At 56.2% G+C, this 22,912-nt stretch carries 20 protein-coding genes; 14 read left to right on the forward strand and 6 right to left on the reverse strand.

Features of this window, described 5'->3' with window-relative positions; all coding sequences use genetic code 11:
- The first annotated feature begins 104 nt into the window (after positions 1 to 104).
- From prpB to prpE, 4 genes are all read left to right on the forward strand, one after another.
- Positions 105 to 986, forward strand: coding sequence for a methylisocitrate lyase (gene prpB / locus N0B36_RS00550; protein ID WP_047497902.1), 882 nt, complete (start codon positions 105 to 107; stop codon positions 984 to 986).
- Between the two features lie 80 nt (positions 987 to 1,066).
- Positions 1,067 to 2,236, forward strand: a complete 1,170-nt coding sequence (gene prpC, locus N0B36_RS00555; RefSeq protein WP_016151947.1) for a 2-methylcitrate synthase — start codon at positions 1,067 to 1,069, stop codon at positions 2,234 to 2,236.
- 37 nt (positions 2,237 to 2,273) lie between these two features.
- On the forward strand, positions 2,274 to 3,725 hold the full coding sequence (locus tag N0B36_RS00560) for a bifunctional 2-methylcitrate dehydratase/aconitate hydratase (RefSeq protein WP_259685220.1): 1,452 nt from the start codon (positions 2,274 to 2,276) through the stop codon (positions 3,723 to 3,725).
- 39 nt (positions 3,726 to 3,764) lie between these two features.
- Entirely contained in the window at positions 3,765 to 5,651 is a 1,887-nt protein-coding gene (gene prpE / locus N0B36_RS00565) for a propionate--CoA ligase (RefSeq protein WP_065554251.1), read from the forward strand.
- A gap of 44 nt (positions 5,652 to 5,695) precedes the next feature.
- Here the strand turns inward: prpE and N0B36_RS00570 are convergent, their stop codons facing one another.
- The 4 genes from N0B36_RS00570 to N0B36_RS00585 form a co-directional block, all read right to left on the reverse strand.
- The gene (locus N0B36_RS00570; RefSeq protein WP_049282024.1) at positions 5,696 to 5,968 is read right to left on the reverse strand and encodes a YceK/YidQ family lipoprotein; all 273 of its coding nucleotides are present in this window, start codon (positions 5,966 to 5,968) and stop codon (positions 5,696 to 5,698) included.
- A 155-nt stretch (positions 5,969 to 6,123) separates the two neighbouring features.
- Entirely contained in the window at positions 6,124 to 7,377 is a 1,254-nt protein-coding gene (locus N0B36_RS00575; protein WP_016151951.1) for an MFS transporter, read from the reverse strand.
- A gap of 52 nt (positions 7,378 to 7,429) precedes the next feature.
- Complete coding sequence (locus N0B36_RS00580) at positions 7,430 to 10,513, reverse strand: beta-galactosidase (protein WP_259685227.1); 3,084 nt, start codon at positions 10,511 to 10,513, stop codon at positions 7,430 to 7,432.
- Between the two features lie 121 nt (positions 10,514 to 10,634).
- Positions 10,635 to 11,717, reverse strand: a complete 1,083-nt coding sequence (locus tag N0B36_RS00585) for a LacI family DNA-binding transcriptional regulator (RefSeq protein ID WP_047497888.1) — start codon at positions 11,715 to 11,717, stop codon at positions 10,635 to 10,637.
- Between the two features lie 164 nt (positions 11,718 to 11,881).
- On the opposite strand from N0B36_RS00585, the gene N0B36_RS00590 reads away from it, so the two are divergent.
- From N0B36_RS00590 to N0B36_RS00600, 3 genes are all read left to right on the forward strand, one after another.
- The gene (locus N0B36_RS00590) at positions 11,882 to 12,490 is read left to right on the forward strand and encodes a class I SAM-dependent methyltransferase (protein WP_259685230.1); all 609 of its coding nucleotides are present in this window, start codon (positions 11,882 to 11,884) and stop codon (positions 12,488 to 12,490) included.
- Positions 12,491 to 12,921: 431 nt separating this feature from the next.
- Positions 12,922 to 13,167, forward strand: a complete 246-nt coding sequence (locus N0B36_RS00595) for a DUF2543 family protein (RefSeq protein WP_019076120.1) — start codon at positions 12,922 to 12,924, stop codon at positions 13,165 to 13,167.
- Between the two features lie 86 nt (positions 13,168 to 13,253).
- On the forward strand, positions 13,254 to 13,730 hold the full coding sequence (locus tag N0B36_RS00600; RefSeq protein ID WP_016151966.1) for a cold-shock protein: 477 nt from the start codon (positions 13,254 to 13,256) through the stop codon (positions 13,728 to 13,730).
- A 127-nt stretch (positions 13,731 to 13,857) separates the two neighbouring features.
- On the opposite strand, the gene N0B36_RS00605 is transcribed toward N0B36_RS00600, so the two are convergent.
- Both N0B36_RS00605 and N0B36_RS00610 read right to left on the reverse strand, forming a co-directional pair.
- Positions 13,858 to 14,166, reverse strand: coding sequence for a putative quinol monooxygenase (locus N0B36_RS00605; RefSeq protein WP_046275619.1), 309 nt, complete (start codon positions 14,164 to 14,166; stop codon positions 13,858 to 13,860).
- Positions 14,167 to 14,301: 135 nt separating this feature from the next.
- Positions 14,302 to 15,114: a DNA-binding transcriptional regulator gene (locus N0B36_RS00610; protein WP_046275638.1), complete on the reverse strand. Its 813-nt coding sequence runs from the start codon at positions 15,112 to 15,114 to the stop codon at positions 14,302 to 14,304.
- Between the two features lie 192 nt (positions 15,115 to 15,306).
- Between N0B36_RS00610 and N0B36_RS00615 the strand changes: the two genes are divergently transcribed.
- The 7 genes from N0B36_RS00615 to mhpT all read left to right on the forward strand — a co-directional run bounded on the left by N0B36_RS00615 (position 15,307) and on the right by mhpT (position 22,868).
- Positions 15,307 to 16,971: a bifunctional 3-(3-hydroxy-phenyl)propionate/3-hydroxycinnamic acid hydroxylase gene (locus N0B36_RS00615; protein ID WP_259685239.1), complete on the forward strand. Its 1,665-nt coding sequence runs from the start codon at positions 15,307 to 15,309 to the stop codon at positions 16,969 to 16,971.
- 1 nt (position 16,972) lies between these two features.
- The gene (mhpB, locus tag N0B36_RS00620; protein WP_016151972.1) at positions 16,973 to 17,917 is read left to right on the forward strand and encodes a 2,3-dihydroxyphenylpropionate/2,3-dihydroxicinnamic acid 1,2-dioxygenase; all 945 of its coding nucleotides are present in this window, start codon (positions 16,973 to 16,975) and stop codon (positions 17,915 to 17,917) included.
- A gap of 28 nt (positions 17,918 to 17,945) precedes the next feature.
- The gene (gene mhpC, locus N0B36_RS00625) at positions 17,946 to 18,812 is read left to right on the forward strand and encodes a 2-hydroxy-6-oxonona-2,4-dienedioate hydrolase (protein WP_259685241.1); all 867 of its coding nucleotides are present in this window, start codon (positions 17,946 to 17,948) and stop codon (positions 18,810 to 18,812) included.
- Between the two features lie 9 nt (positions 18,813 to 18,821).
- Positions 18,822 to 19,631, forward strand: a complete 810-nt coding sequence (mhpD, locus tag N0B36_RS00630) for a 2-keto-4-pentenoate hydratase (protein WP_016151974.1) — start codon at positions 18,822 to 18,824, stop codon at positions 19,629 to 19,631.
- Positions 19,628 to 20,578 (forward strand): acetaldehyde dehydrogenase, encoded by a 951-nt coding sequence (gene mhpF, locus N0B36_RS00635; RefSeq protein WP_259685242.1) that lies wholly within the window; start codon positions 19,628 to 19,630, stop codon positions 20,576 to 20,578. Before mhpD ends, mhpF begins: the two co-directional genes overlap by 4 nt.
- Positions 20,575 to 21,588 (forward strand): 4-hydroxy-2-oxovalerate aldolase, encoded by a 1,014-nt coding sequence (gene mhpE, locus N0B36_RS00640; protein WP_016151976.1) that lies wholly within the window; start codon positions 20,575 to 20,577, stop codon positions 21,586 to 21,588. The genes mhpF and mhpE overlap by 4 nt, the downstream gene beginning before the upstream one ends.
- A 68-nt stretch (positions 21,589 to 21,656) precedes the next feature.
- Complete coding sequence (gene mhpT / locus N0B36_RS00645; RefSeq protein ID WP_047357704.1) at positions 21,657 to 22,868, forward strand: 3-(3-hydroxy-phenyl)propionate transporter MhpT; 1,212 nt, start codon at positions 21,657 to 21,659, stop codon at positions 22,866 to 22,868.
- Positions 22,869 to 22,912: the final 44 nt, after the last annotated feature.

Raw genomic sequence — 22,912 nt, forward strand, 5'->3', positions numbered from 1 at the left:
TTTAAAGATAAATATATAAATTAATTAAAAATTAAGGTCTTTGGCATACCCCTTGCTTTAAATAAATCAACGAACGATAACAAGTTGATAACAAAGGACGGGATATGTCTCTACACTCCCCAGGGCAGGCGTTTCGCGCCGCGCTCAGCAAAGAAAACCCATTACAAATCGTTGGCACCATCAACGCCAACCACGCTCTGCTGGCCCAACGCGCCGGATATCAGGCGATTTATCTCTCCGGCGGCGGCGTCGCGGCTGGGTCTCTGGGTCTGCCGGATCTCGGTATTTCTACCCTTGATGATGTGCTAACCGATATTCGCCGCATTACTGATGTTTGCCCGCTGCCATTGCTGGTGGATGCGGATATCGGTTTTGGATCGTCAGCCTTCAACGTGGCGCGGACCGTGAAGTCGATTTCCAAAGCCGGTGCCGCCGCGCTGCATATTGAAGATCAGATCGGCGCCAAACGCTGCGGCCATCGCCCGAACAAGGCGATCGTCTCGAAAGAAGAGATGGTCGACAGGATCCGCGCCGCCGTGGATGCGCGTACCGATCCCAACTTTGTGATCATGGCGCGGACCGATGCATTGGCGGTGGAAGGGTTAGAGGCCGCCATCGATCGTGCCCAGGCGTACGTCGAAGCAGGCGCGGATATGCTGTTCCCGGAAGCCATTACCGAGCTTGCCATGTACCGTCAGTTTGCCGATGCGGTAAAGGTGCCGATCCTCGCCAACATTACCGAATTTGGCGCTACGCCACTGTTCACCACTGATGAACTGCGCAGCGCGAACGTCGCGATGGCGCTGTATCCACTGTCGGCCTTCCGCGCCATGAACCGCGCTGCGGAAAAGGTTTACAACGTGCTGCGCCAGGAAGGAACGCAAAAGAGCGTTATCGACATTATGCAGACGCGCAACGAGCTGTACGAAAGCATCAATTACTACCAGTTCGAAGAGAAACTCGACGCGTTGTATACCAAGAAGTAACCGTCGTAGGCCGGATAAGGCGTAGCCGCCATCCGGCAATAAATTTGTACCCTACATATTATAAAAATGACGAGGACAACATGAGCGACACAACGATCCTGCAAAATAGTACCCATGTCATTAAACCTAAAAAATCGGTTGCGCTGTCAGGCGTCGCCGCCGGAAATACTGCGCTGTGTACCGTAGGCAAAAGCGGTAACGACCTGCACTATCGCGGCTACGATATTCTCGACCTGGCGCAGCAGTGCGAATTTGAAGAAGTCGCGCACCTGCTGATCCACGGGAAATTGCCCACCCGTGATGAGCTCACCGCCTATAAAAGCAAATTAAAAGCGCTGCGCGGGCTGCCCGCAAACGTGCGTACCGTTCTGGAAGCGCTGCCTGCTGCCTCGCACCCGATGGACGTGATGCGCACCGGCGTCTCCGCGCTGGGCTGTACTTTGCCGGAAAAAGAAGGGCATACCGTCTCCGGCGCACGCGATATTGCCGATAAGCTGCTGGCATCGCTCAGTTCTATTCTCCTGTACTGGTATCACTACAGCCATAACGGCGAGCGTATTCAGCCTGAAACTGACGATGATTCCATTGGCGGCCACTTCCTGCATCTGCTGCATGGCGAAAAGCCGTCGCGAAGCTGGGAAAAAGCGATGCATATTTCGCTGGTGCTGTATGCCGAACACGAATTCAACGCCTCCACCTTCACCAGCCGCGTGATTGCAGGGACCGGATCCGATATGTATTCCGCGATTATCGGCGCGATTGGCGCATTGCGTGGTCCGAAACACGGCGGGGCGAATGAAGTATCGCTGGAGATCCAACAGCGCTACGAAACGCCAGACGAAGCGGAAGCGGATATCCGTAAACGCGTTGAAAACAAAGAAGTGGTGATTGGCTTTGGTCATCCGGTTTACACCATCGCCGACCCGCGTCATCAGGTGATAAAGCGCGTGGCGAAACAGCTTTCTCAGGAAGGCGGTTCGCTGAAAATGTACAACATCGCCGACCGTCTGGAAGACGTGATGTGGGAAACGAAAAAGATGTTCCCCAACCTCGACTGGTTCTCGGCAGTCTCCTACAACATGATGGGCGTCCCGACTGAAATGTTCACACCGCTGTTTGTCATCGCCCGCGTCACCGGCTGGGCGGCGCACATCATTGAACAGCGCCAGGACAACAAAATTATCCGTCCTTCCGCCAACTACACCGGCCCGGAAGATCGTGTCTTTGTCGCGATAGATCAGCGTTGCTAATGCAAAACCTCTAAATATAAAAACAGGAACCCTTGTTATGTCTGCACATATTTCGAACGTCCGCCCGGAATTTGACCGTGAAATCGTTGATATCGTTGATTACGTCATGAATTACGAGATCACTTCGACGGTAGCGTATGACACCGCGCATTATTGCCTGCTTGATACCATAGGCTGCGGCCTGGAAGCGCTGGAATATCCGGCCTGTAAAAAACTGCTGGGGCCGGTAGTCCCAGGGACTGTGGTGCCGAACGGCGTGCGCGTTCCGGGCACCCAGTTCCAACTCGACCCGGTGCAGGCGGCGTTTAACATCGGCGCGATGATCCGCTGGCTGGACTTTAACGACACCTGGCTGGCCGCGGAATGGGGGCATCCTTCCGATAACCTCGGCGGCATTCTGGCTACGGCTGACTGGCTGTCACGCAATGCGGTAGCGGTGGGGAAAGCGCCGTTAACCATGAAAAAAGTGCTCACCGGAATGATTAAAGCCCATGAAATTCAGGGCTGCATCGCGCTGGAAAACTCTTTTAACCGCGTCGGTCTCGATCACGTCCTGCTGGTCAAAGTGGCCTCCACGGCGGTGGTAGCCGAGATGCTTGGCCTGAACCGGGATGAAATTCTCAACGCCGTGTCGCAGGCGTGGGTTGACGGGCAGTCGCTGCGTACCTATCGCCATGCGCCAAATACCGGCACGCGTAAATCCTGGGCAGCTGGCGATGCAACCTCGCGCGCGGTACGTCTGGCGCTGATGGCGAAAACCGGTGAGATGGGGTATCCGTCTGCGCTGACGGCGAAAACCTGGGGCTTTTATGACGTCTCTTTCAAAGGCGAATCGTTCCGCTTCCAGCGCCCGTACGGCTCTTATGTGATGGAAAACGTGCTGTTTAAAATCTCCTTCCCGGCCGAGTTCCACTCGCAGACTGCGGTAGAGGCGGCGATGACGCTGTACGAGCAGCTGCTGGCTACCGGGAAAACGGCGGCGGATATCGAAAAAGTGACCATTCGTACGCACGAAGCCTGTATCCGCATCATCGATAAAAAAGGCCCGCTGAATAACCCGGCGGATCGCGATCACTGCATCCAGTATATGGTCGCCATTCCGCTGCTGTTCGGGCGTTTAACCGCGGCAGATTATGAAGACGGCGTGGCGCAGGACAAACGCATTGATGCCCTGCGCGAGAAGATCAACTGCTTTGAAGATCCGGCCTTTACAGCCGATTACCACGATCCTGAAAAACGCGCCATCGCGAATGCCATCACCCTGGAATTCACCGACGGCTCACGTTTTGAAGAAGTGGTGGTGGAGTACCCAATCGGCCACGCGCGCCGTCGTAACGACGGGATGCCGAAGCTGGTCGAGAAGTTCAAAATCAACCTGGCGCGTCAGTTCCCGACCCGTCAGCAGCAGCGCATTCTGGATGTCTCCCTGGACAGAACTCGCCTGGAGCAGATGCCGGTCAATGAGTATATGGATTTGTTTGTTATCTGAAACCCGACTCATCAGGCGTAAGTTCAACAGGAGAGCATTATGTCTTATAGCGAGTTTTATCAACGTTCTATTACGCAGCCGGAGTCGTTCTGGGCCGAGCAGGCCCAGCGTATTGACTGGCAGCAGCCGTATACGCAGATACTGGACCACAGCAATCCGCCGTTTGCCCGCTGGTTTTGCGGCGGGACGACCAACCTGTGCCATAACGCCATCGACCGCTGGCTGGAGAAACAGCCCGAGGCGCTGGCGCTGATTGCTGTGTCATCAGAAACCGAAGAAGAACGCACGTTTACCTTTCGTCAGTTGTATGACGAAGTGAATATTGTGGCAGCGATGCTGTTGTCGCTCGGCGTACAGCGCGGGGATCGGGTACTGGTTTATATGCCGATGATCGCCGAAGCGCACATTACGCTGCTGGCCTGCGCACGCATTGGGGCGATCCATTCGGTGGTGTTCGGTGGTTTTGCTTCGCACAGCGTGGCGGCGCGCATCGACGACGCCCGACCAGTGGTTATCGTTTCGGCGGATGCCGGCGCGCGCGGCGGCAAGATCCTGCCCTATAAAAAGCTACTCGATGATGCGATCGATCAGGCTCAGCATCAGCCGCGTCATGTGGTGCTGGTCGACCGCGGTCTGGCGAAAATGGCGCGGGTGGAGGGGCGTGACCTCGACTTTGCCGCGCTACGCCAACAGCATCTCGGCGCACGGGTGCCGGTTGTCTGGCTGGAATCGAACGAAACGTCCTGCATTCTCTACACCTCCGGGACAACCGGTAAACCGAAAGGCGTCCAGCGCGATGTTGGTGGCTATGCGGTCGCGCTGGCGACCTCGATGGACACCATTTTCGGCGGCAAAGCGGGCGGCGTGTTCTTCTGCGCGTCGGATATCGGCTGGGTGGTTGGGCATTCCTATATCGTGTATGCCCCGCTGCTGGCGGGGATGGCGACGGTAGTTTACGAAGGGCTGCCAACGTACCCGGACTGCGGCGTATGGTGGAAAATTGTTGAGAAGTATCAGGTCAGCCGGATGTTCTCGGCCCCGACCGCCATCCGCGTGCTGAAAAAATTCCCAACCGCGCAAATCCGCAATCACGATCTCTCCTCGCTGGAGGTGCTGTATCTGGCGGGTGAGCCGCTGGACGAACCGACCGCCAGTTGGGTAACGGAAACGCTGGGCGTCCCGGTTATCGACAACTACTGGCAGACTGAATCCGGCTGGCCGATTATGGCTATCGCCCGCGGGCTGGACGACCGACCGTCGCGGCTGGGCAGTCCTGGCGTGCCGATGTACGGCTATAACGTGCAGTTGCTCAATGAGGTGACCGGTGAACCTTGTGCGGCGAACGAGAAGGGGATGCTGGTGATTGAAGGGCCGCTGCCGCCGGGCTGTATTCAGACTATCTGGGGGGATGACGCGCGGTTTGTGAATACCTACTGGTCGCTGTTTTCCCGCCAGGTGTACGCCACCTTTGACTGGGGCATTCGCGATGCCGATGGCTATTACTTCATTCTGGGCCGTACGGATGACGTGATCAACGTGGCCGGACACCGGCTGGGGACGCGCGAGATAGAGGAGAGTATTTCCAGCTATCCAAACGTCGCCGAGGTGGCGGTAGTTGGTGTGAAGGATGCGCTGAAAGGGCAGGTGGCGGTCGCGTTTGTTATTCCAAAACAGAGCGACAGTCTGGAAGACAGCGACATTGCCCATTCGGAAGAGAAGGCGATTATGGCGCTGGTGGACAGTCAAATTGGTAATTTTGGTCGTCCGGCGCACGTCTGGTTTGTGTCGCAACTGCCGAAAACACGCTCCGGCAAAATGCTCAGACGGACGATTCAGGCGATCTGCGAAGGCCGCGATCCTGGCGATCTAACGACCATTGACGATCCCGCATCGTTGCAGCAAATCCGTCAGGCGATCGAGGAGTAACGTCGTGTGATGCCCGGTGGCGCAATGCTTACCGGGCCTACGTGTTAATCAACTTTCTTATACGGCCCGTGATAGTAATCAAACGGCGCATAAACCGTATCGGCCACGAACGATAACGGCACATCAACAAATAACAGCGCTAAATCGAAATAGTTATAATCGTAAGCGCCCGGGTTTTTTAGTTTATCAATATCATGGCGCATACCCACGTAATACGTATCTGAATCCTCGCCTGCCGTGCGCGCTTCAATGCTGCCACATCCTGTAAGTAATACGCTGATAAAGAGCGTTGTTACCGCAACCGTCTTTTTGCTCATGCTATGACCTGGCTTCTCGCCCCGTTTTACCATAACGATAAAAAAGCGGCGTGTTGTCCTCGGAACTTAAACCACCAGGTCAGGACTCATCGTGTGAGGATGGCACATCGAAGGCCGGATAAACCACGTGAGTGGTGTATCCGGCAAAGAGGCTTTTACAGCGTGACGCTTTCGCGACGACGCAGCAGAGAAAACGGCCCCGGTCCACTTAGGGTAAATACGGAAATCAACGTGAAGCTTAGCGCAATTATCCCCAGCACCAGATACGCCCCCTGGAAACCAATACTCTCATACATTTTTCCGGCCAGAACTGACATGAAAATCATTGCTAACTGTTTGAAGAAACAGAAGCACACCAGGTAAATTGTGGCCGAGAAGCGCACTTCAAACTGACTGGTGATGTATTTGAAGCAACCGACGATCAGGAATGGTATTTCAAACATATGCAGCGTTTTGAGAATGACGACCTCCAGCGCAGAGGTAGCGAAGGAGGAGCCGATGATCCGCACCGACATTATCGTACCGGCCAGCAGCAGGGCGTTCTTTCCGCCAATGCGGTTCACAATCAGCGGCGCAAAGAACATGATAGAGGCATTAAGTAATTCCCCCATGGTTGTGACGTAGCCAAACACACGGGTACCCTGTTCGCCGGTGGCAAAGAACGAGGTAAAGAAGTTGGCGAACTGCTGGTCAAACACATCATACGTACAGGAAACGCCGACCACGTACAGGGAGAGGAACCAGAGTTTCGGTTGTTTAAATAACTCCAGCGCCAGCTTCAGACTGAATGCCGAGTTGTTGGCGCCTACCGCATCCGCAACTTTTGCAGAAGAGGGGACCTCTGTTTTTGAAAAGAGCAGCAGCAATGCCAGAATGACCGCACAGCCGGAACCTAACCAGAAGACAAACTGGTTATTGATGGTGAACATAATCCCGGCAATTGAGGCGCACAGCGCCCAGCCCACGCAGCCAAACATGCGCGCGCGACCAAATTCAAAATTGCTTCGGCGGCTGGCTTTTTCAATATAGGCTTCAATCGCCGGGGCGCCGGCATTGTAGATAAAGCCAAGGTAAATCCCGCCGACAATCGAACCCAGTAAAATATTAACCTGTAATAACGGGCCAAAGACGTAAATAAAGAATGGGGCAAACATTACCAGCATTCCGGTAATTACCCACAGCAGGTGTTTACGCAGGCCAAGCTTATCGGAAAGCAGTCCGAAAACAGGCTGGAATAATAACGAAAATAGTGAAATACAGGCGAAAATGATCCCGGTGTCACCTTTACTAATATGGTTTACATCGTGTAACCAGATAGGGAAGAAGGGAAAATAGGCACCCATAATGAAAAAGTAAAAGAAAAAGAAGAAGCCGAACATCCAAAAGTTAGTGTTTTTCAAATAATACATAATGGACTTCCTTACGATGAATGCGGGCAGGGGGGAACCTGCCCGATTATTATTATTTTTGACCCCAGACCAGCTGGTAGTGGTAGCGTCCGGCACTCAGCAGGAACTCTGGTGAAACGGAAGGACTCCAGGAGTCGTCACCGCCCACGCCCATATGGAAGCCATCAATATTGACCCAGGTACCTGCCTCCGGTTGCAGCAGATGGCGGTGGCTGGTTTCCATCAGTTGCTTCTGGCTAAAGCGGCTGATGTTGAACAGGAAGTCCCCTCGCCATTGATGCGCGCCGTAGCGTAGCTCACGCGTGTTGCAGCGCAGACCGTTTTCGCCAGGGAAAACATACGGGGTGTACATCTCATCAAGTGACAAATCCCAACGATCAAAACAGGCGGCGCTCAGGCGATCCGGGTAGTTCTCATGTGGGCCGAGACCTAACCAGTTCACGCGCTCAGCGACCTGCGCCAGCTGGCAGCTCAGGCCGATGCGGGCCGGATGTGGCGTGCCGCTGGCGACGTCGACATCCACCGTTATCTGCATCTCACCATTGCCGTCAATACGGTAGCTTTTTCGGCTGACGAACAGCGTTTCGCCCTGATACTGCCACGCATGTTCGGTGGCGATCAGTACCGCATTGCTTAGCGTGTCGGCAGCACAGTGCAGTAACGTTGCTTCGACCAGATAATGACCGGCGGCTTTCCAGCGTTCGACCCAGGCGTTAGGGTCGATGCGGGTTGACTCGCTCACGCCGATGTCGTTGTCCAGCGGCGCGCGGGTGAACTGGTCAGTAAGCGGGGTTAACAGCTGGGCTGCGTCGCCAATCCAGTACTGTGTCAGCAGGCCAGACTGACGGTCGAATTGCCAGCGCTTGTCGTTGATCTCAACAGTAAAGGTGTTTTCGCTCACGTTCAGCAGTGGTGCGGTACGGGCAGTTGGCCGTGGCGCCAGGCTGAGTTTCTCTTCCAGCTTCCATTGCTGCCAGGCGCTAATGTGCCCGGCGTCTGACCATGCGGTGGCCTGAGGTTGCTCTACGCGTACCGTTAGCCATAACTGGCCGGCGGTTTCCGGTAGCGGGACATCTGGCAGGGTAATCACCTGGCGACTCTGTGGGGCGATATCCAGCACGATTTCTCCGGCGGCCAGCGGGTTGCCATCCTGGGCAATCGACCAGTGCAGAACTTCGTTATCGCTGTGGCGGAACAGATATTCGCTGGTTATTTCAATCTGGCGTTTGGGTCCCGGCAGCAGTGTAAACTGGAAAAACTGCTGCACATGTTTGGCCTCGTATAATGCCGGATGCGGGGTGCGATCGGCGAACACCAGGCCGTTCATGCAAAATTGACGATCGTTAGGCGTGTCGCCAAAATCACCACCGTAGGCAGACCATGCCTTGCCGTTCTCATCATATTTAATCAGCGACTGATCTACCCAGTCCCAGACAAACCCGCCCTGTAGGCGCGGAAATTGACGGAACGCTTGCCAGTATTTGGCGAAGCCGCCAAAACTGTTGCCCATGGCGTGGGCGTATTCGCAGAGGATCAGCGGACGCTGCTCGCCGGGCATCGACAGCCACTTTTTAATCGACCATTTGGGTACCGCAGGGAAGGGCTGATCCTGATCGACGCGGGCGTACATTGGGCAAATAATGTCGGTCGCTGTGGTATTTGCGCCGCCGCCTTCATACTGTACCGGGCGGGACGGATCTTCTGATTTTATCCAGCGGTAGAGCGCGTCATGGTTGGCGCCATGCCCGGATTCATTGCCCAGTGACCAGATGATGATGCTCGGGTGGTTGCGATCGCGTTGCACCATGCGCGTGACGCGCTGGCTCATGGCTGGCAGCCACGCGGGATCGTCGGTGAGGCGATTCATCGGCACCATGCCGTGGGTTTCAATGTTGGCTTCGTCGACCACATACAGGCCGTAGCGATCGCACAGGGTGTACCACAATGGATGGTTCGGGTAATGGGAGCAGCGCACGGCGTTAAAGTTGTTCTGCTTCATCAGCAGAATATCCTGCACCATCGTCGCCTCGTCCATCACCTGACCGTTGACCGGATGGTGCTCATGACGGTTGGTGCCGCGAATCAACAGCGGCTTACCGTTGAGTAACAGCAGGCCGTTTTCAATACGAACCTGACGAAAGCCGACATCACAGGCTTCCGCTTCAATCAGCACTCCGTCAGCGGTACGTAACTGGACCACAGCGCGGTACAGATTAGGCGTTTCGGCACTCCACAGCGCCGGGTTTTCGACGTTCAGACGCAGGGTAACCCGATCATGATAAGCGCCGCGTTCATCAATAATTTCGCTGCCGAGCGGGGAAGTCGTTTCGTGAGTGAGCGTTTCACCGTCCCACAATTGCAGGGTGACGCGTAAATCTTCGCACTCGTTGCCCGTCACTCTGACTTCTGTTTCCAGCGTGGCGCGGCTGAAATCGTCGTTAAAACGGGTGTTAATGCGCAGGTCGCGGATTTGCGTAGCGGGCTTATGCAGCAAAGATACATCGCGAAAGATCCCGCTCATGCGCCACATGTCCTGGTCTTCCAGATAACTGCCGTCGCTCCAGCGCAGCACCATCACTGCCAGGCGGTTTTCGCCTGGCAGCAGATAATCGCTAAGATCGAATTCTGACGGCAGGCGGCTGTCCTGACCGTAGCCAACCCAGCGCCCATTGCACCACAAATGAAACGCGGAATTCACCCCGTCAAAAATAATGCGCGTCTGACCTTCATCTAACCACGCGTCTTCGATACTGAATGTGAGCGAGTAACATCCTGTCGGATTCTGCGCTGGAACGTACGGGGGGTTAACCGGGATCGGGTAGGTGACGTTGGTATAAATTGGCGCGTCGTAACCGTCCATCTGCCAGTTAGAGGGGACGTTGATAGTATCAGCCTGTGGCAGATCGCTCGTCAGCCAGCTTTCCGGCACGGCCTCAGGCGCGGAAAACCAGGCGAACTGCCACTTGCCATTCAGCGAGCGTAACTGAGTTGAACGCTGATTGGTGCGCGCATCATCCGCTGAGCGCCAGCTACAAAACGGCGGGTGCGCCTCCAGGCGGTTGAGCTGCGTGACGCCGGGATTTTCCCAGTCACGGCGGGCCAGTACAGCGGAGAGTGAATCTGTGTTCAGGTTCATAACGGTATCCTGTTTGAATTTGTTATTCGCTCACAATTTCAATCAAAATACGAATAAGCGATCCCAACTGTAAAGGATGGGGCGCTCAATGAGTGAACTGACTCACATAATTGTTATGCGTTCACAATTTGGGTGTGAGCTGCGAAACTTGCCGCGCTAGCTGGATCAGTGAGTCGGCCAGCACCTGGGGTGAGAGGGTTTGCGTATCGGGAGGCAGAACCGTATTGCGCTTAACCAGGGTTACGGGCAGCAGTTGGTTGCCCACGCTTGAGGTCCCACGGGGAAGTTGCAGCAGTCTGTCGACGCTGGTTTCACCCAGTAACGGAAAATCCTGCCTGATGGTGGTCAGTGGTGGGATGTAGCAGGCGCTGTCTTCGGTGTCATCGTAGCCGATCACCGAGATATCAACCGCCACCCGCAGACCGAACTCGCTGATCGCCCGCATCGCGCCCAGCGCCATTTGATCGTTAGCGACCAGCATGGCGGTGGGGAGATTACCACCATTAAGCATATGCAGCGTTTGCTGAAAACCTGACATCGCGCTCCAGTCGCCTTCCAGCTCCGCGGTGGGTTGCAACTGGTAGTGCGCCAGATATTTATGCCACCCCGCATGGCGAAGTCTTGCCGAAACCGAAGTGTGTGGCCCGCTCAGCAGGGCGATACGCTGATGCCCATGCTGCACCAAATGTTCAACGCCGAGACGTGCGCCGTCGTCATGGGAGAAAATCACGCTGTTAATTGGCGTCTGATCAGAGACATCGAGAAACAGCACCGGCACCGTACCGCAGGCGGCAGCCACGGCAATGGCGTCTTCTTCATCCAACGGGTAGTTGATGATAAGCCCGGTTACGCGTTGAGAAAGCAGGTTGTGGACTGCGGCTTTACATGCCTCAACGCCGCTACGTTCGACCATGGCGATCACCACGCTGGCCCCGGACTGGTCGGCGCGGGATTTTATGGCGGCAACGATTTGCGAGGGGGCGTGCAGGGCAAGGTTCGCCGTCACGACGCCAATCAGTGGCGTCTGTTTGCCCGCCAGCTGCTGTGCGACGCGGTTGGGGATGTAATTGAGCTCCGCCATCGCGGCCTCAACTTTCTGTCGGGTTTTTGCGGAAACGTGGCTGGCCTGATTCACGACGCGCGAGACGGTCTGGTAAGAGACTCCTGCATGGTCTGCCACATCGTATAGCGTTACCGGTTTCACGTTTATCACCCCTGTCATGACGTTATCTGCGCGCTATGATGCCACAGCGGGACGGTTTTGGGGTATTTGCGCATTGGTTCTGCGAGGCGCATTCCAGGGTTGCAAATCGTGTGCTGGAGGATTTATCGTCGTGATGCTTAACAGAATAAAAAAGTGAGGACATCGTGAGCGACTCTGCGGCAAACAACATTCTGTCCATCTACCAACGTCATGCGGAGGCCTTTGCCAGCCAGCGTTCACGCGCACTGTTCGAGAAAAGCTGGCTGGATAAGTTCATCACCGTGATGGGCGGACAGGGCAGCATTGTGGATATTGGCTGCGGCAACGGTCAGCCGATTGCTGGTTATTTTATTCAGCAAGGCTTTCAGCTTACGGGAATTGATGGTTCAGCGGCGATGCTGGCGCGGGCCCGACACTCTTTTCCCGCACAGCGCTGGCTGGAGCAGGATATGCGCGAGCTGGGACTTAACGAGACTTTCGATGGTCTGATCGCCTGGGACAGCTTTTTCCATTTAACTCAGCAGGATCAGCAAAAGATGTTCCCGATTTTTGACCGACTCAGCCGTCCCGGCAGCGCGCTGATGTTTACCAGCGGGACGGAAAACGGTATCGCGATGGGGCAATTTGAGGGCGAGCCGCTGTTTCACTCCAGCCTCGCGCCGGATGAATACCGCGCATTGCTGTCAGCGCACGGTTTTGTGGTGGTAGAGATGGTGATGGAAGATCCGCACTGCGCCGGGCATACCATCTGGCTGGCGCAAAAACGTGGCTAATCGCCGCCAAAGGTGATGCGCTGTGTGGCGTTACGGATTTGCGTGATGTTCATGGTGTTTGCTCCACATGTTGGGTCAGTGGTGTCATCGTAGAGTGTTGCCCAGAAGATGAATGTGGGCAAATGGGCGACTAGCGATGAGATTGGGCCAATAGCAGATGGCAGAGTTCGATAATGTAATTAGAATTAAAGTAATTGAATATTTCCTTTGCGACTCTTTATTTAATTCGCAGCCATTATCTCGTACTGAAAAAAACGTCATTTAAATAAGAGTAGATTTATTAAATTCGAAGCGGCTCCAGAAAATAGTGTTGCTATATGCAACGTATTGCAGCCAATAAAACATATCGCGAACCATGAAATAAGAATGCTATCATTCACACCAGACGCGGCAGGCAACTGCTGGCACACGCATTTACCCCGGGGCACCCGATGAACAACGACATTCCGCTAAAATTTTATGATATCGCCGACGAATACGCGACTGAAGCTGCAAAGCCGGTGAGCGATACAGAACGCGACGCACTGGCACTCTACTTCCAGCAGTTGATCACTCGTTTGATGAACAATGAAGAGATCAGCGAAGAAGCGCAGCAGGAGATGGCAACCGAGGCTGGAGTCGACGCACAGCGTATCGATGATATCGCGGAGTTCCTCAATCGTTGGGGTAACGAGTAGCCAAAGACATGGCCTGTGTTTTACACTGCGCGCAAATTGAGTAGGTATACTCTACAAGTAATAGGTTTAATCAGGCGGAAACAGCAATGAACGGAACAATCACAACGTGGTTTAAAGATAAAGGCTTTGGATTTATCAAAGATGAAAACGGCGACAACCGCTATTTTCATGTGATTAAGGTTGCTAATCCTGAGCTGATCAAGAAAGACGCGGCGGTGACCTTTGAGCCTACCACCAACAACAAAGGCTTATCTGCCTACGCGGTAAAAGTCATTCCCGACAGCAAATACATCTATATCGCGGGTGAGCGTCTGAAGCTCACGGCGATCAAGTCTTACCTGGTCTACAGCGAAGAAGTCCCTGCTGAGACTCGTATCGACAAAGAAAATGCGGTGCTGTCCGTTGGTGTGCTGATGAACAGCATCCGACCGAAATCAGACGTGAAGCCTGGTGAAATGCGCACGCTGAAAAAGCTGGCCATCACCACCTTCCAGGGCACGACGCTGATCTTCTCGGAAGATGAAATCGATATCGACGAGACGGTGAAACTGCTTAAGGTCTGAAGCCCTTCAGAGTGAATGAAAACCGAAATCCTGCTCTCTTCAGAAGCGGGGTTTCGGTTTTTTTATGCGTATTTTTGTCAGAAGGGAATATCCATTAGAGCCAAATAGCAAATTCCATTCTGTTTTTTTATTTTGACGAGGCACCTGGAATTACCACGTCATCCATCAGTATGTAACGTGCTTCCTGGCGCGTGTATTGATCGATTAACGGCACAAGTCGCCGGAAATGCTCACTGGCACAATGTTCATCGAGAGCCGCGTGGTTTGGCCATTCTTCGATAAAAATAAAATGCCCCGGATCTTTTTCATCAATATAGAGGTCATAAGCAATGCATTGCGGCTCTTTCTTCGTCGCCGATATTAGCTCACGGTACCAAGGGAGAACGGTTTCAATATACTCAGGTTTGATGAAATCTTCGGCAATGACCTTTAACATGCAGCCTCCTGGCAGAAAACGAATGCACACTATGTGATGAAGATATATTTAGGGCAAGACGCCACAGTGTTATATCGGTCGGTGAGTGAGTTATCTCAGCTATTAATCAGATGATCCGCTTAACTGTGATCCATCTCACCTCCCGGCAACCAAAATCTCCTGCGACTCAACGCCATCTTCTATCTGTTTCGCCACCTTTTGTAAGGCCGGAAGATGTTTTTCCGCGGCCTGTTCGATGGTCATGGCGCTGGCCATATACACCAGATTCAGGCAGCCGATCACCCGCTGTTCACTGCGAATGGGGACGGCGATAGAGGCGATTTTCTCCTCCTGATCCCAACCGCGAAAGTTCTGGCCAAAACCGTCTTTACGCGCACGGCTCAAAATGGCGTCGAGCTTCAGCGGTTCGCGCGCCAACTGGAACTCATCTCCTGGTCGTGAAGCCAGCATTTCAATCAGTTCCTGACGTTCATTCTCCGGGCTAAATGCCAGCCAGGTCAGGCCGGATGCGGTTTTCAGCAGCGGCAAACGACGCCCGACCATCGCCCGATGAAACGACAGGCGGCTGAAGCGATGGGTGGTTTCACGCACCACCATCGCGTCCACATCCAGCGTGGAAACGTCGGTCGGCCAGATGACCTCGCGCAGCAAATCTCCCAACAGCGGGGCGGCGAGCGCAGAAATCCACTGCTCGTCACGAAATCCCTCACTGAGCTGACGGACCTTAATGGTTAAGCGAAAGCTGTCATCGGACAGACTGCGCCGGACGTAACCCTCATCCTGCAGGGTTTCCAGTAGTCGCCTGACCGTGGTGCGGTGCAGGCCGCTCAGCTCTGCCAGCAGGCCAACGCTGGCCCCGCCGTCGAGACGATTTAACATATTTAATAACATTAGTCCGCGCGTTAACCCGCGCACGGTTTTGTATTCGGTACCGTCGTCACTTTTCATATTTATTGACAAATCTACAGTTAAAACAAAGTTGTGCACTTAGTGCACATCCAGGCATGTTTTGATTGTAGCGCAAAAACTCACTTCTATACTGACCGCACAATAAAAAATTATTCACATTCTTTTAACAAAAAACAATTGCGCCTCACCAGGGTCTGCAATTGCATTTTGTCCGAGTAGTGAGGTTCTGAAATGACAACAATAAATCCAGATATCCAACCCGCTGTGCAGCACACCGTGCAGGTAGCGATTGCCGGAGCCGGTCCGGTAGGGCTGATGATGGCGAACTATCTTGGCCAGATGGGCATTGAGGTGCTGGTGGTGGAGAAGCTCGATACCCTTATCGACTATCCTCGCGCCATCGGCATTGACGATGAAGCGCTGCGCACCATGCAGTCCGTCGGTCTGGTCGAAAATGTTCTGCCGCACACCACGCCGTGGCATGCGATGCGCTTTCTCACCCCGAAAGGGCGCTGTTTTGCTGATATCCAGCCGATGACCGACGAATTTGGCTGGTCGCGCCGCAACGCGTTTATTCAGCCGCAGGTGGACGCGGTGATGCTGGAAGGGCTGTCGCGTTTTCCCAACGTGCGCTGCCTGTTCTCCCGCGAACTGGAAGCTTTCAGCCAGCAAAATGGTGAAGTGACGTTGAACCTGAAAGCGCCGGATGGCCAGCGTGAAACGGTGAAAGCTCAGTGGCTGGTGGCCTGCGACGGTGGGGCCAGCAACGTCAGACGTTCGCTGAATGTGCCATTTGAAGGCAAAACCGCGCCGAATCAGTGGATTGTGGTGGATATCGCTAACGATCCGCTCAGCACGCCGCATGTGTATCTGTGCTGCGATCCGGTGCGCCCGTATGTCTCCGCCGCGCTGCCGCACGCGGTGCGCCGCTTTGAATTTATGGTGATGCCGGGGGAAACCGAAGCGCAGCTCAGCGAACCGCAGAATATGCGCCAGCTTTTGAGCAAAGTGCTGCCGAACCCGGACAACGTCGAGCTGATCCGCCAGCGCGTATATACCCATAACGCACGTCTGGCCGAACGTTTTCGCATTGACCGCGTGCTGCTGGCGGGCGATGCGGCGCACATTATGCCGGTCTGGCAAGGGCAGGGGTACAACAGCGGCATGCGCGATGCCTTCAATCTGGCGTGGAAACTGGCGCTGGTGATTGAGGGTAAAGCCGGTGATGCGCTGTTGGATACCTACCAGCAGGAGCGCCGCGACCACGCCAAAGCGATGATCGATCTCTCGGTGACCGCAGGCAACGTACTTGCGCCGCCGAAACGCTGGCACGGCGCGGTGCGCGACGGGGTTTCCTGGCTGCTGAACTACATTCCGCCGGTCAAACGCTACTTCCTTGAAATGCGCTTTAAGCCGATGCCGCAGTACCACGCCGGGGCGCTGGTGCGTGAAGGCGACGCGAAAACCTCCCCCGTTGGCAAGATGTTTATCCAGCCGAAGGTAACGCTGGAATCGGGTGAAGTGACGCTGCTCGACAACGCCATCGGGCCGAATTTCGCGGTGATCGGTTGGGGCTGTAACCCGCTGTGGGGCATGAGCGAGGCGCAGATCCAACAGTGGCAGGCGCTGGGGACGCAGTTTATCCAGGTGGTGCCGGATACACAGATACAAACCGATCAGGATAACCACGACGGCGTTACCCGCATTGGCGATACGCAAAACCGCCTGCGCGCGTGGTTTGCCCAGCACAACGCCGCGCTGGTGGTGATACGCCCGGACCGCTTTGTGGCCGCCATCGCCATTCCGCAAACCCTGGGTAGTACCCTGAATAAACTGGCGTCGGTGATGACGCTTACCCGCGTTAATGCCCACATTCCCGCTGAAAAGGTGGCCTGATATGCACGCTTATCTTCACTGTCTTTCCCACTCGCCGCTGGTGGGTTACGTCGACCCGGCGCAGGCCGTGCTCGACGAGGTTAACGGTGTGATCGCCAGCGCCCGGGCACGTATTGCGGCGTTCGACCCTGAACTGGTGGTGCTGTTTGCCCCCGATCACTACAACGGATTTTTCTACGACGTGATGCCGCCGTTCTGTTTAGGCGTAGGCGCTACGGCGATCGGCGATTTCGGTAGCGCGGCGGGGGAACTGCCGGTGCCGACAGATCTCGCTGAAGCCTGCGCCCACGCGGTAATGAAAAGCGGCATCGATCTCGCCGTGTCCTACAACATGCAGGTCGATCACGGTTTCGCGCAGCCGCTGGAGTTTTTGCTCGGCGGTCTGGATAACGTGCCGGTGCTGCCAGTGTTTATTAACGGCGTCGCCACGCCGCTGCCGGGCTTTCAGCGTACCCGCATGCTCGGTGAAGCGATTGGCCGATTCGCCAGCTCGCTGAATCAGCGTGTGCTGTTTTTAGGCTCCGGCGGCCTGTCGCATCAGCCGCCGGTCCCGGAGCTGGCGAAGGCTGATGCCCATATGCGCGACCGCCTGCTCGGCAGCGGCAAACAACTGCCTGAAAACGAGCGCGAGCTGCGCCAGCAGCGGGTGATCAGCGCCGCCGAGAAGTTTGTGGCCGATCAAAACACGCTGCATCCGCTTAATCCTGTCTGGGATAACCGCTTTATGACGCTGCTTGAACAGGGACGTTTGCAGGAGCTGGACGCGGTCAGTAACGAAGAACTGTCCGCGATGGCGGGCAAATCAACGCACGAAGTTAAAACCTGGGTTGCTGCCTTCGCCGCTATTTCTGCCTTTGGCAACTGGCGCAGCGAAGGCCGTTATTACCGCCCGATCCCAGAGTGGATCGCTGGATTCGGCTCCCTGAGCGCCACCACACAGAACTGAAACAGAACTGAATATGCAGGAGAACATCATGACTTACCAACCGCAAACCGAAGCCGCAACCAGTCGTTTTCTGCAGGTGCAGGAAGCAGGCGAAACGCTGCGCGTGCATTTCAATGACTGTGGGCAGGGCGAAGAGACCGTCGTGCTGTTGCATGGGTCTGGTCCGGGTGCGACGGGCTGGGCGAACTTCAGCCGCAATATCGATCCGCTGGTGGAGGCTGGATACCGGGTGATCCTGCTGGATTGTCCTGGCTGGGGCAAAAGCGATGGCATCGTTAACCGCGGTTCGCGATCCGATCTTAATGCTCGCATCCTGAAAAGCGTGGTCGATCAGTTGGATATTCAGAAAATCCATCTGCTGGGCAACTCGATGGGGGGCCACAGTGCCGTGGCGTTCACCCTGAGCTGGCCGGAGCGTGTGGGCAAGCTGGTGCTGATGGGCGGCGGGACGGGGGGCATGAGCCTGTTTACCCCGATGCCGACCGAAGGCATCAAGCGCCTGAATCAGCTGTACCGCGAACCGACCATCGAGAACCTGAAGCTGATGATGGAGATCTTTGTCTTCGACACCAGCGACTTGACCGAGGCGCTGTTTGAGGCGCGTCTGAATAACATGCTGTCGCGTCGCGATCACCTGGAAAACTTTGTCCACAGCCTTGAAGCCAACCCGAAACAGTTTCCGGATTTCAGCCCGTGCCTGGGGGAAATCAAAGCCCGGACCCTGATTGTCTGGGGACGCAACGACCGCTTCGTGCCGATGGACGCCGGCCTGCGCCTGCTCTCCGGGATTGCCGGGTCTGAGCTGCACATCTACCGCGACTGCGGGCACTGGGCACAGTGGGAACATGCGGATGCTTTTAACCAGCTGGTGCTGAACTTCCTCGCACGCCCTTAAGGAACGGACATGACGAATCTTAATCTTGAGCAGTTAGCCGCCGATTTACGTCAGGCTGAGGAAAAAGGGGACGCTATCGCACCGTTGCGTGAACTGATCGGCGTGGATAACGCCGAAGCGGCCTACGCCATTCAGCGTATCAATGTGCAGTATGACGTGGCGCGAGGGCGTCGCGTCGTCGGGCGCAAAGTGGGGCTGACGCACCCGAAAGTGCAACAGCAGCTGGGCGTCGATCAGCCGGACTTCGGCACGCTGTTCGCCGACATGTGCTACGGCGACAACGACACCATTGCGTTTGCCCGCGTGCTACAACCGCGTATTGAAGCGGAGATTGCGCTGGTGCTGAACCGCGATCTGCCCAATGCCGATACCACCTTTGACGAGCTGTACAACGCCATCGAGTGGGTGCTACCCGCGCTGGAAGTGGTCGGCAGCCGTATTCGCGACTGGTCGATCAAGTTTGTTGATACCGTGGCGGATAACGCCTCCTGTGGCGTGTATGTGGTCGGCGGCCCGGCACAACGTCCGGCAGGATTAGATCTGAAAAACTGCGCGATGAAAATGACGCGCAATAACGAAGAGGTTTCCAGCGGGCGCGGTAGCGAATGTCTGGGACATCCGATCAACGCCGCCGTGTGGCTGGCGCGCAAAATGGCCAGCCTTGGCGAGCCGCTGCGTGCCGGGGACATTATTCTCACCGGGGCGTTAGGCCCGATGGTGGCGGTGAATGCGGGCGATCGTTTCGAAGCCCATATCGACGGTATTGGTTCAGTTGCCGCCACCTTTTCAGCGGCGGTTACAAAAGGAAGTCAGTCATGAGTAAGCGTAAAGTCGCCATTATCGGCTCTGGCAACATCGGCACCGATTTGATGATTAAAATTCTGCGTCACGGCGTACGTCTGGAGATGGCGGTGATGGTGGGGATTGATCCGCAATCCGACGGTCTGGCACGCGCCCGGCGTATGGGCGTTGCCACCACCCATGAAGGGGTGACGGGGCTTCTTGCGATGCCAGAATTCGCCGACATCGACATCGTGTTTGATGCCACCAGCGCGGGCGCGCACGTGAAAAATGACGCCGCGCTGCGCGCCGTAAAACCGGGGATCCGTCTGATCGACCTGACGCCCGCAGCGATCGGCCCGTACTGCGTCCCGGTGGTGAATCTGGAGGCCAACGTTAACCAGCAGAACGTCAATATGGTGACCTGCGGCGGGCAGGCGACCATCCCGATGGTGGCGGCGGTTTCTCGCGTGGCAAAAGTCCATTACGCCGAAATTATCGCCTCGATCGCCAGTAAATCTGCGGGACCGGGCACCCGCGCCAATATCGACGAGTTTACCGAAACCACCTCGAAGGCGATTGAAGTGGTGGGGGGCGCGGCTAAAGGCAAAGCCATTATCGTACTTAACCCGGCTGAGCCGCCGCTGATGATGCGCGACACGGTGTATGTGTTGAGCGAAGCGGCCTCCCAGCTTGAAGTTGAAGCGTCGATTAATGACATGGCGGCGGCGGTGCAGGCGTATGTGCCGGGCTATCGCCTGAAACAGCGCGTCCAGTTTGAAGTCATCCCGGAGGATAAACCGGTGAATCTGCCGGGTATTGGTCAGTTTTCCGGGCTGAAAACCGCGGTGTATCTGGAAGTGGAAGGTGCGGCGCACTATTTACCCGCCTACGCGGGCAACCTCGACATTATGACCTCCAGCGCGCTGGCGACCGCTGAGCAGCTGGCGCAGTCACTCACCCGTCAGGCAGGAGAAGCAGCATGAACGGTAAAAAACTCTATATCTCTGACGTGACTCTGCGCGACGGTATGCATGCGATTCGTCACCAGTATTCGCTGGAAAACGTGCGCCAGATTGCCAAAGCGCTGGACGACGCGCGGGTTGATTCTATTGAGGTGGCCCACGGCGACGGTTTACAAGGTTCCAGCTTTAACTACGGCTTTGGCGCGCACAGCGATCTCGAGTGGATTGAAGCGGCTGCAGACGTGGTCAAACACGCAAAGATCGCCACGCTGTTGCTGCCGGGCATCGGCACTCTTCATGACCTGAAAAACGCGTATCAGGCCGGCGCGCGAGTGGTGCGCGTGGCGACCCACTGCACCGAAGCGGACGTGTCGGCCCAGCATATTCAGTACGCGCGTGAGCTCGGCATGGATACCGTCGGCTTTCTGATGATGAGCCATATGACCACGCCGGAGAATCTGGCGCAGCAGGCGAAGCTGATGGAAAACTACGGCGCGACGTGTATCTACGTGGTCGATTCTGGCGGGGCGATGAATATGAGCGATATTCGCGCCCGCTTCCGCGCCCTGAAAGCGGTGCTGAAGCCAGAGACAGAAACCGGAATGCATGCGCATCACAACCTGAGCCTCGGCGTGGCGAACTCGATTGCCGCGGTGGAAGAGGGCTGCGACCGTATCGACGCCAGCCTGGCGGGTATGGGCGCTGGCGCGGGCAACGCGCCGCTGGAAGTGTTTATCGCCGCTGCGGATAAGCTCGGCTGGCAGCACGGCACCGATCTGTATGCGCTGATGGACGCCGCCGACGATCTGGTGCGTCCATTGCAGGACCGTCCGGTGCGGGTGGATCGCGAAACGCTGGCACTGGGCTATGCCGGGGTGTACTCCAGCTTCTTGCGTCACTGCGAAGTGGCGGCGGCGCGTTATGGCCTGAGCGCGGTCGATATTCTGGTTGAGCTGGGCAAACGCCGAATGGTGGGCGGCCAGGAAGATATGATCGTCGACGTGGCGCTGGATCTGCGCAATAGCAAATAAAAATGATTACGCGGCTGGCAACGTATCAGCCGCGACTCACCTGCATCGTGACCTCAGAGGTACATCTTATGACTACCCGTACCCCCACATCTTACCGCCTGACGTTAACCGTCGGGCTTTGCTTTTTAGTTGCCCTGATGGAAGGGCTGGATCTACAGGCCGCCGGGATCGCTGCCGTCGGTATCGCCCAGGCATTTTCGCTGGATAAAATGCAGATGGGCTGGATCTTCAGTGCGGGCATTCTCGGGCTGCTGCCCGGCGCGCTGGTGGGCGGCATGCTGGCCGATCGCTATGGGCGCAAGCGCATTCTTATTGCCTCCGTGGCGCTGTTCGGCCTGTTCTCGCTGGCGACGGCGATTTCCTGGGATTTCTCGTCGCTGGTGTTTGCCCGTCTGATGACCGGCGTCGGGTTGGGCGCGGCGTTGCCGAATCTGATCGCGCTGACCTCCGAAGCGGCGGGCCCGCGTTTTCGCGGTACGGCGGTGAGCCTGATGTACTGTGGCGTGCCGATTGGCGCGGCGTTAGCGGCGGCGCTCGGGTTTAGCGGTCTGGCCGCCGCCTGGCAAACGGTGTTCTGGGTTGGTGGAGTGATCCCGCTGCTGCTGGTGCCGTTGTTGATGCGCTGGCTGCCAGAATCACAGGTTTATGCCCAGCAAACGCAGGTGGCCGCCGCGCCGTTGCGCGCCCTGTTCGCACCCGCTACCGCGACAGCCACGCTGCTGCTCTGGCTGTGCTATTTCTTCACCCTGCTGGTGGTGTATATGCTGATCAACTGGCTGCCGATGCTGCTGGTGGAGCAGGGCTTTCAGCCCTCGCAGGCGGCTGGCGTGATGTTTGCTCTGCAAATCGGCGCAGCCAGCGGCACGTTAATTCTCGGGGCGTTAATGGACAAACTGCGCCCGGTGGTCATGTCGCTTCTGATCTACACTGGGATGTTGGCTTCGCTGCTGGCGCTGGGGACGGTGTCGTCATTGAGCGGTATGCTGATGGCTGGATTTGTGGCGGGGATGTTTGCCACTGGAGGACAAAGCGTGCTGTATGCGCTGGCTCCGCTGTTTTACAGCACGCAGATCCGCGCGACAGGCGTGGGTACCGCCGTCGCCGTTGGGCGTCTGGGGGCGATGAGCGGCCCGCTGCTGGCAGGAAAAATGTTAGCGCTCGGCACTGGAACGGTAGGCGTGATGGCAGCTTCTGCGCCGGGCATTTTACTGGCAGGGCTGGCGGTATTTTTCCTGATGAGCCGTAAATCGCAGATGCCGATCCCGACCAGTGGCTCATAAACAATCGTTCGGTTGTATGAGTGGGGATATACGGTTCCCACTTC

The sequence above is a fragment of the Citrobacter sp. XY323 genome (assembly GCF_025106035.1).
Classification (GTDB): Bacteria; Pseudomonadota; Gammaproteobacteria; order Enterobacterales; family Enterobacteriaceae; genus Citrobacter; species Citrobacter braakii.

Coding starts and splice junctions, on each gene's coding strand:
- prpB (WP_047497902.1), top strand. CDS start 105: ATGTCTCTACACTCCCCAGGGCAGGCGTTTCGCGCCGCGCTCAGCAAA.
- prpC (WP_016151947.1), top strand. CDS start 1,067: ATGAGCGACACAACGATCCTGCAAAATAGTACCCATGTCATTAAACCT.
- N0B36_RS00560 (WP_259685220.1), top strand. CDS start 2,274: ATGTCTGCACATATTTCGAACGTCCGCCCGGAATTTGACCGTGAAATC.
- prpE (WP_065554251.1), top strand. CDS start 3,765: ATGTCTTATAGCGAGTTTTATCAACGTTCTATTACGCAGCCGGAGTCG.
- N0B36_RS00570 (WP_049282024.1), bottom strand. CDS start 5,968: ATGAGCAAAAAGACGGTTGCGGTAACAACGCTCTTTATCAGCGTATTA.
- N0B36_RS00575 (WP_016151951.1), bottom strand. CDS start 7,377: ATGTATTATTTGAAAAACACTAACTTTTGGATGTTCGGCTTCTTCTTT.
- N0B36_RS00580 (WP_259685227.1), bottom strand. CDS start 10,513: ATGAACCTGAACACAGATTCACTCTCCGCTGTACTGGCCCGCCGTGAC.
- N0B36_RS00595 (WP_019076120.1), top strand. CDS start 12,922: ATGAACAACGACATTCCGCTAAAATTTTATGATATCGCCGACGAATAC.
- N0B36_RS00600 (WP_016151966.1), top strand. CDS start 13,254: ATGAACGGAACAATCACAACGTGGTTTAAAGATAAAGGCTTTGGATTT.
- N0B36_RS00605 (WP_046275619.1), bottom strand. CDS start 14,166: ATGTTAAAGGTCATTGCCGAAGATTTCATCAAACCTGAGTATATTGAA.
- N0B36_RS00610 (WP_046275638.1), bottom strand. CDS start 15,114: ATGAAAAGTGACGACGGTACCGAATACAAAACCGTGCGCGGGTTAACG.
- N0B36_RS00615 (WP_259685239.1), top strand. CDS start 15,307: ATGACAACAATAAATCCAGATATCCAACCCGCTGTGCAGCACACCGTG.
- mhpB (WP_016151972.1), top strand. CDS start 16,973: ATGCACGCTTATCTTCACTGTCTTTCCCACTCGCCGCTGGTGGGTTAC.
- mhpC (WP_259685241.1), top strand. CDS start 17,946: ATGACTTACCAACCGCAAACCGAAGCCGCAACCAGTCGTTTTCTGCAG.
- mhpD (WP_016151974.1), top strand. CDS start 18,822: ATGACGAATCTTAATCTTGAGCAGTTAGCCGCCGATTTACGTCAGGCT.
- mhpF (WP_259685242.1), top strand. CDS start 19,628: ATGAGTAAGCGTAAAGTCGCCATTATCGGCTCTGGCAACATCGGCACC.
- mhpE (WP_016151976.1), top strand. CDS start 20,575: ATGAACGGTAAAAAACTCTATATCTCTGACGTGACTCTGCGCGACGGT.
- mhpT (WP_047357704.1), top strand. CDS start 21,657: ATGACTACCCGTACCCCCACATCTTACCGCCTGACGTTAACCGTCGGG.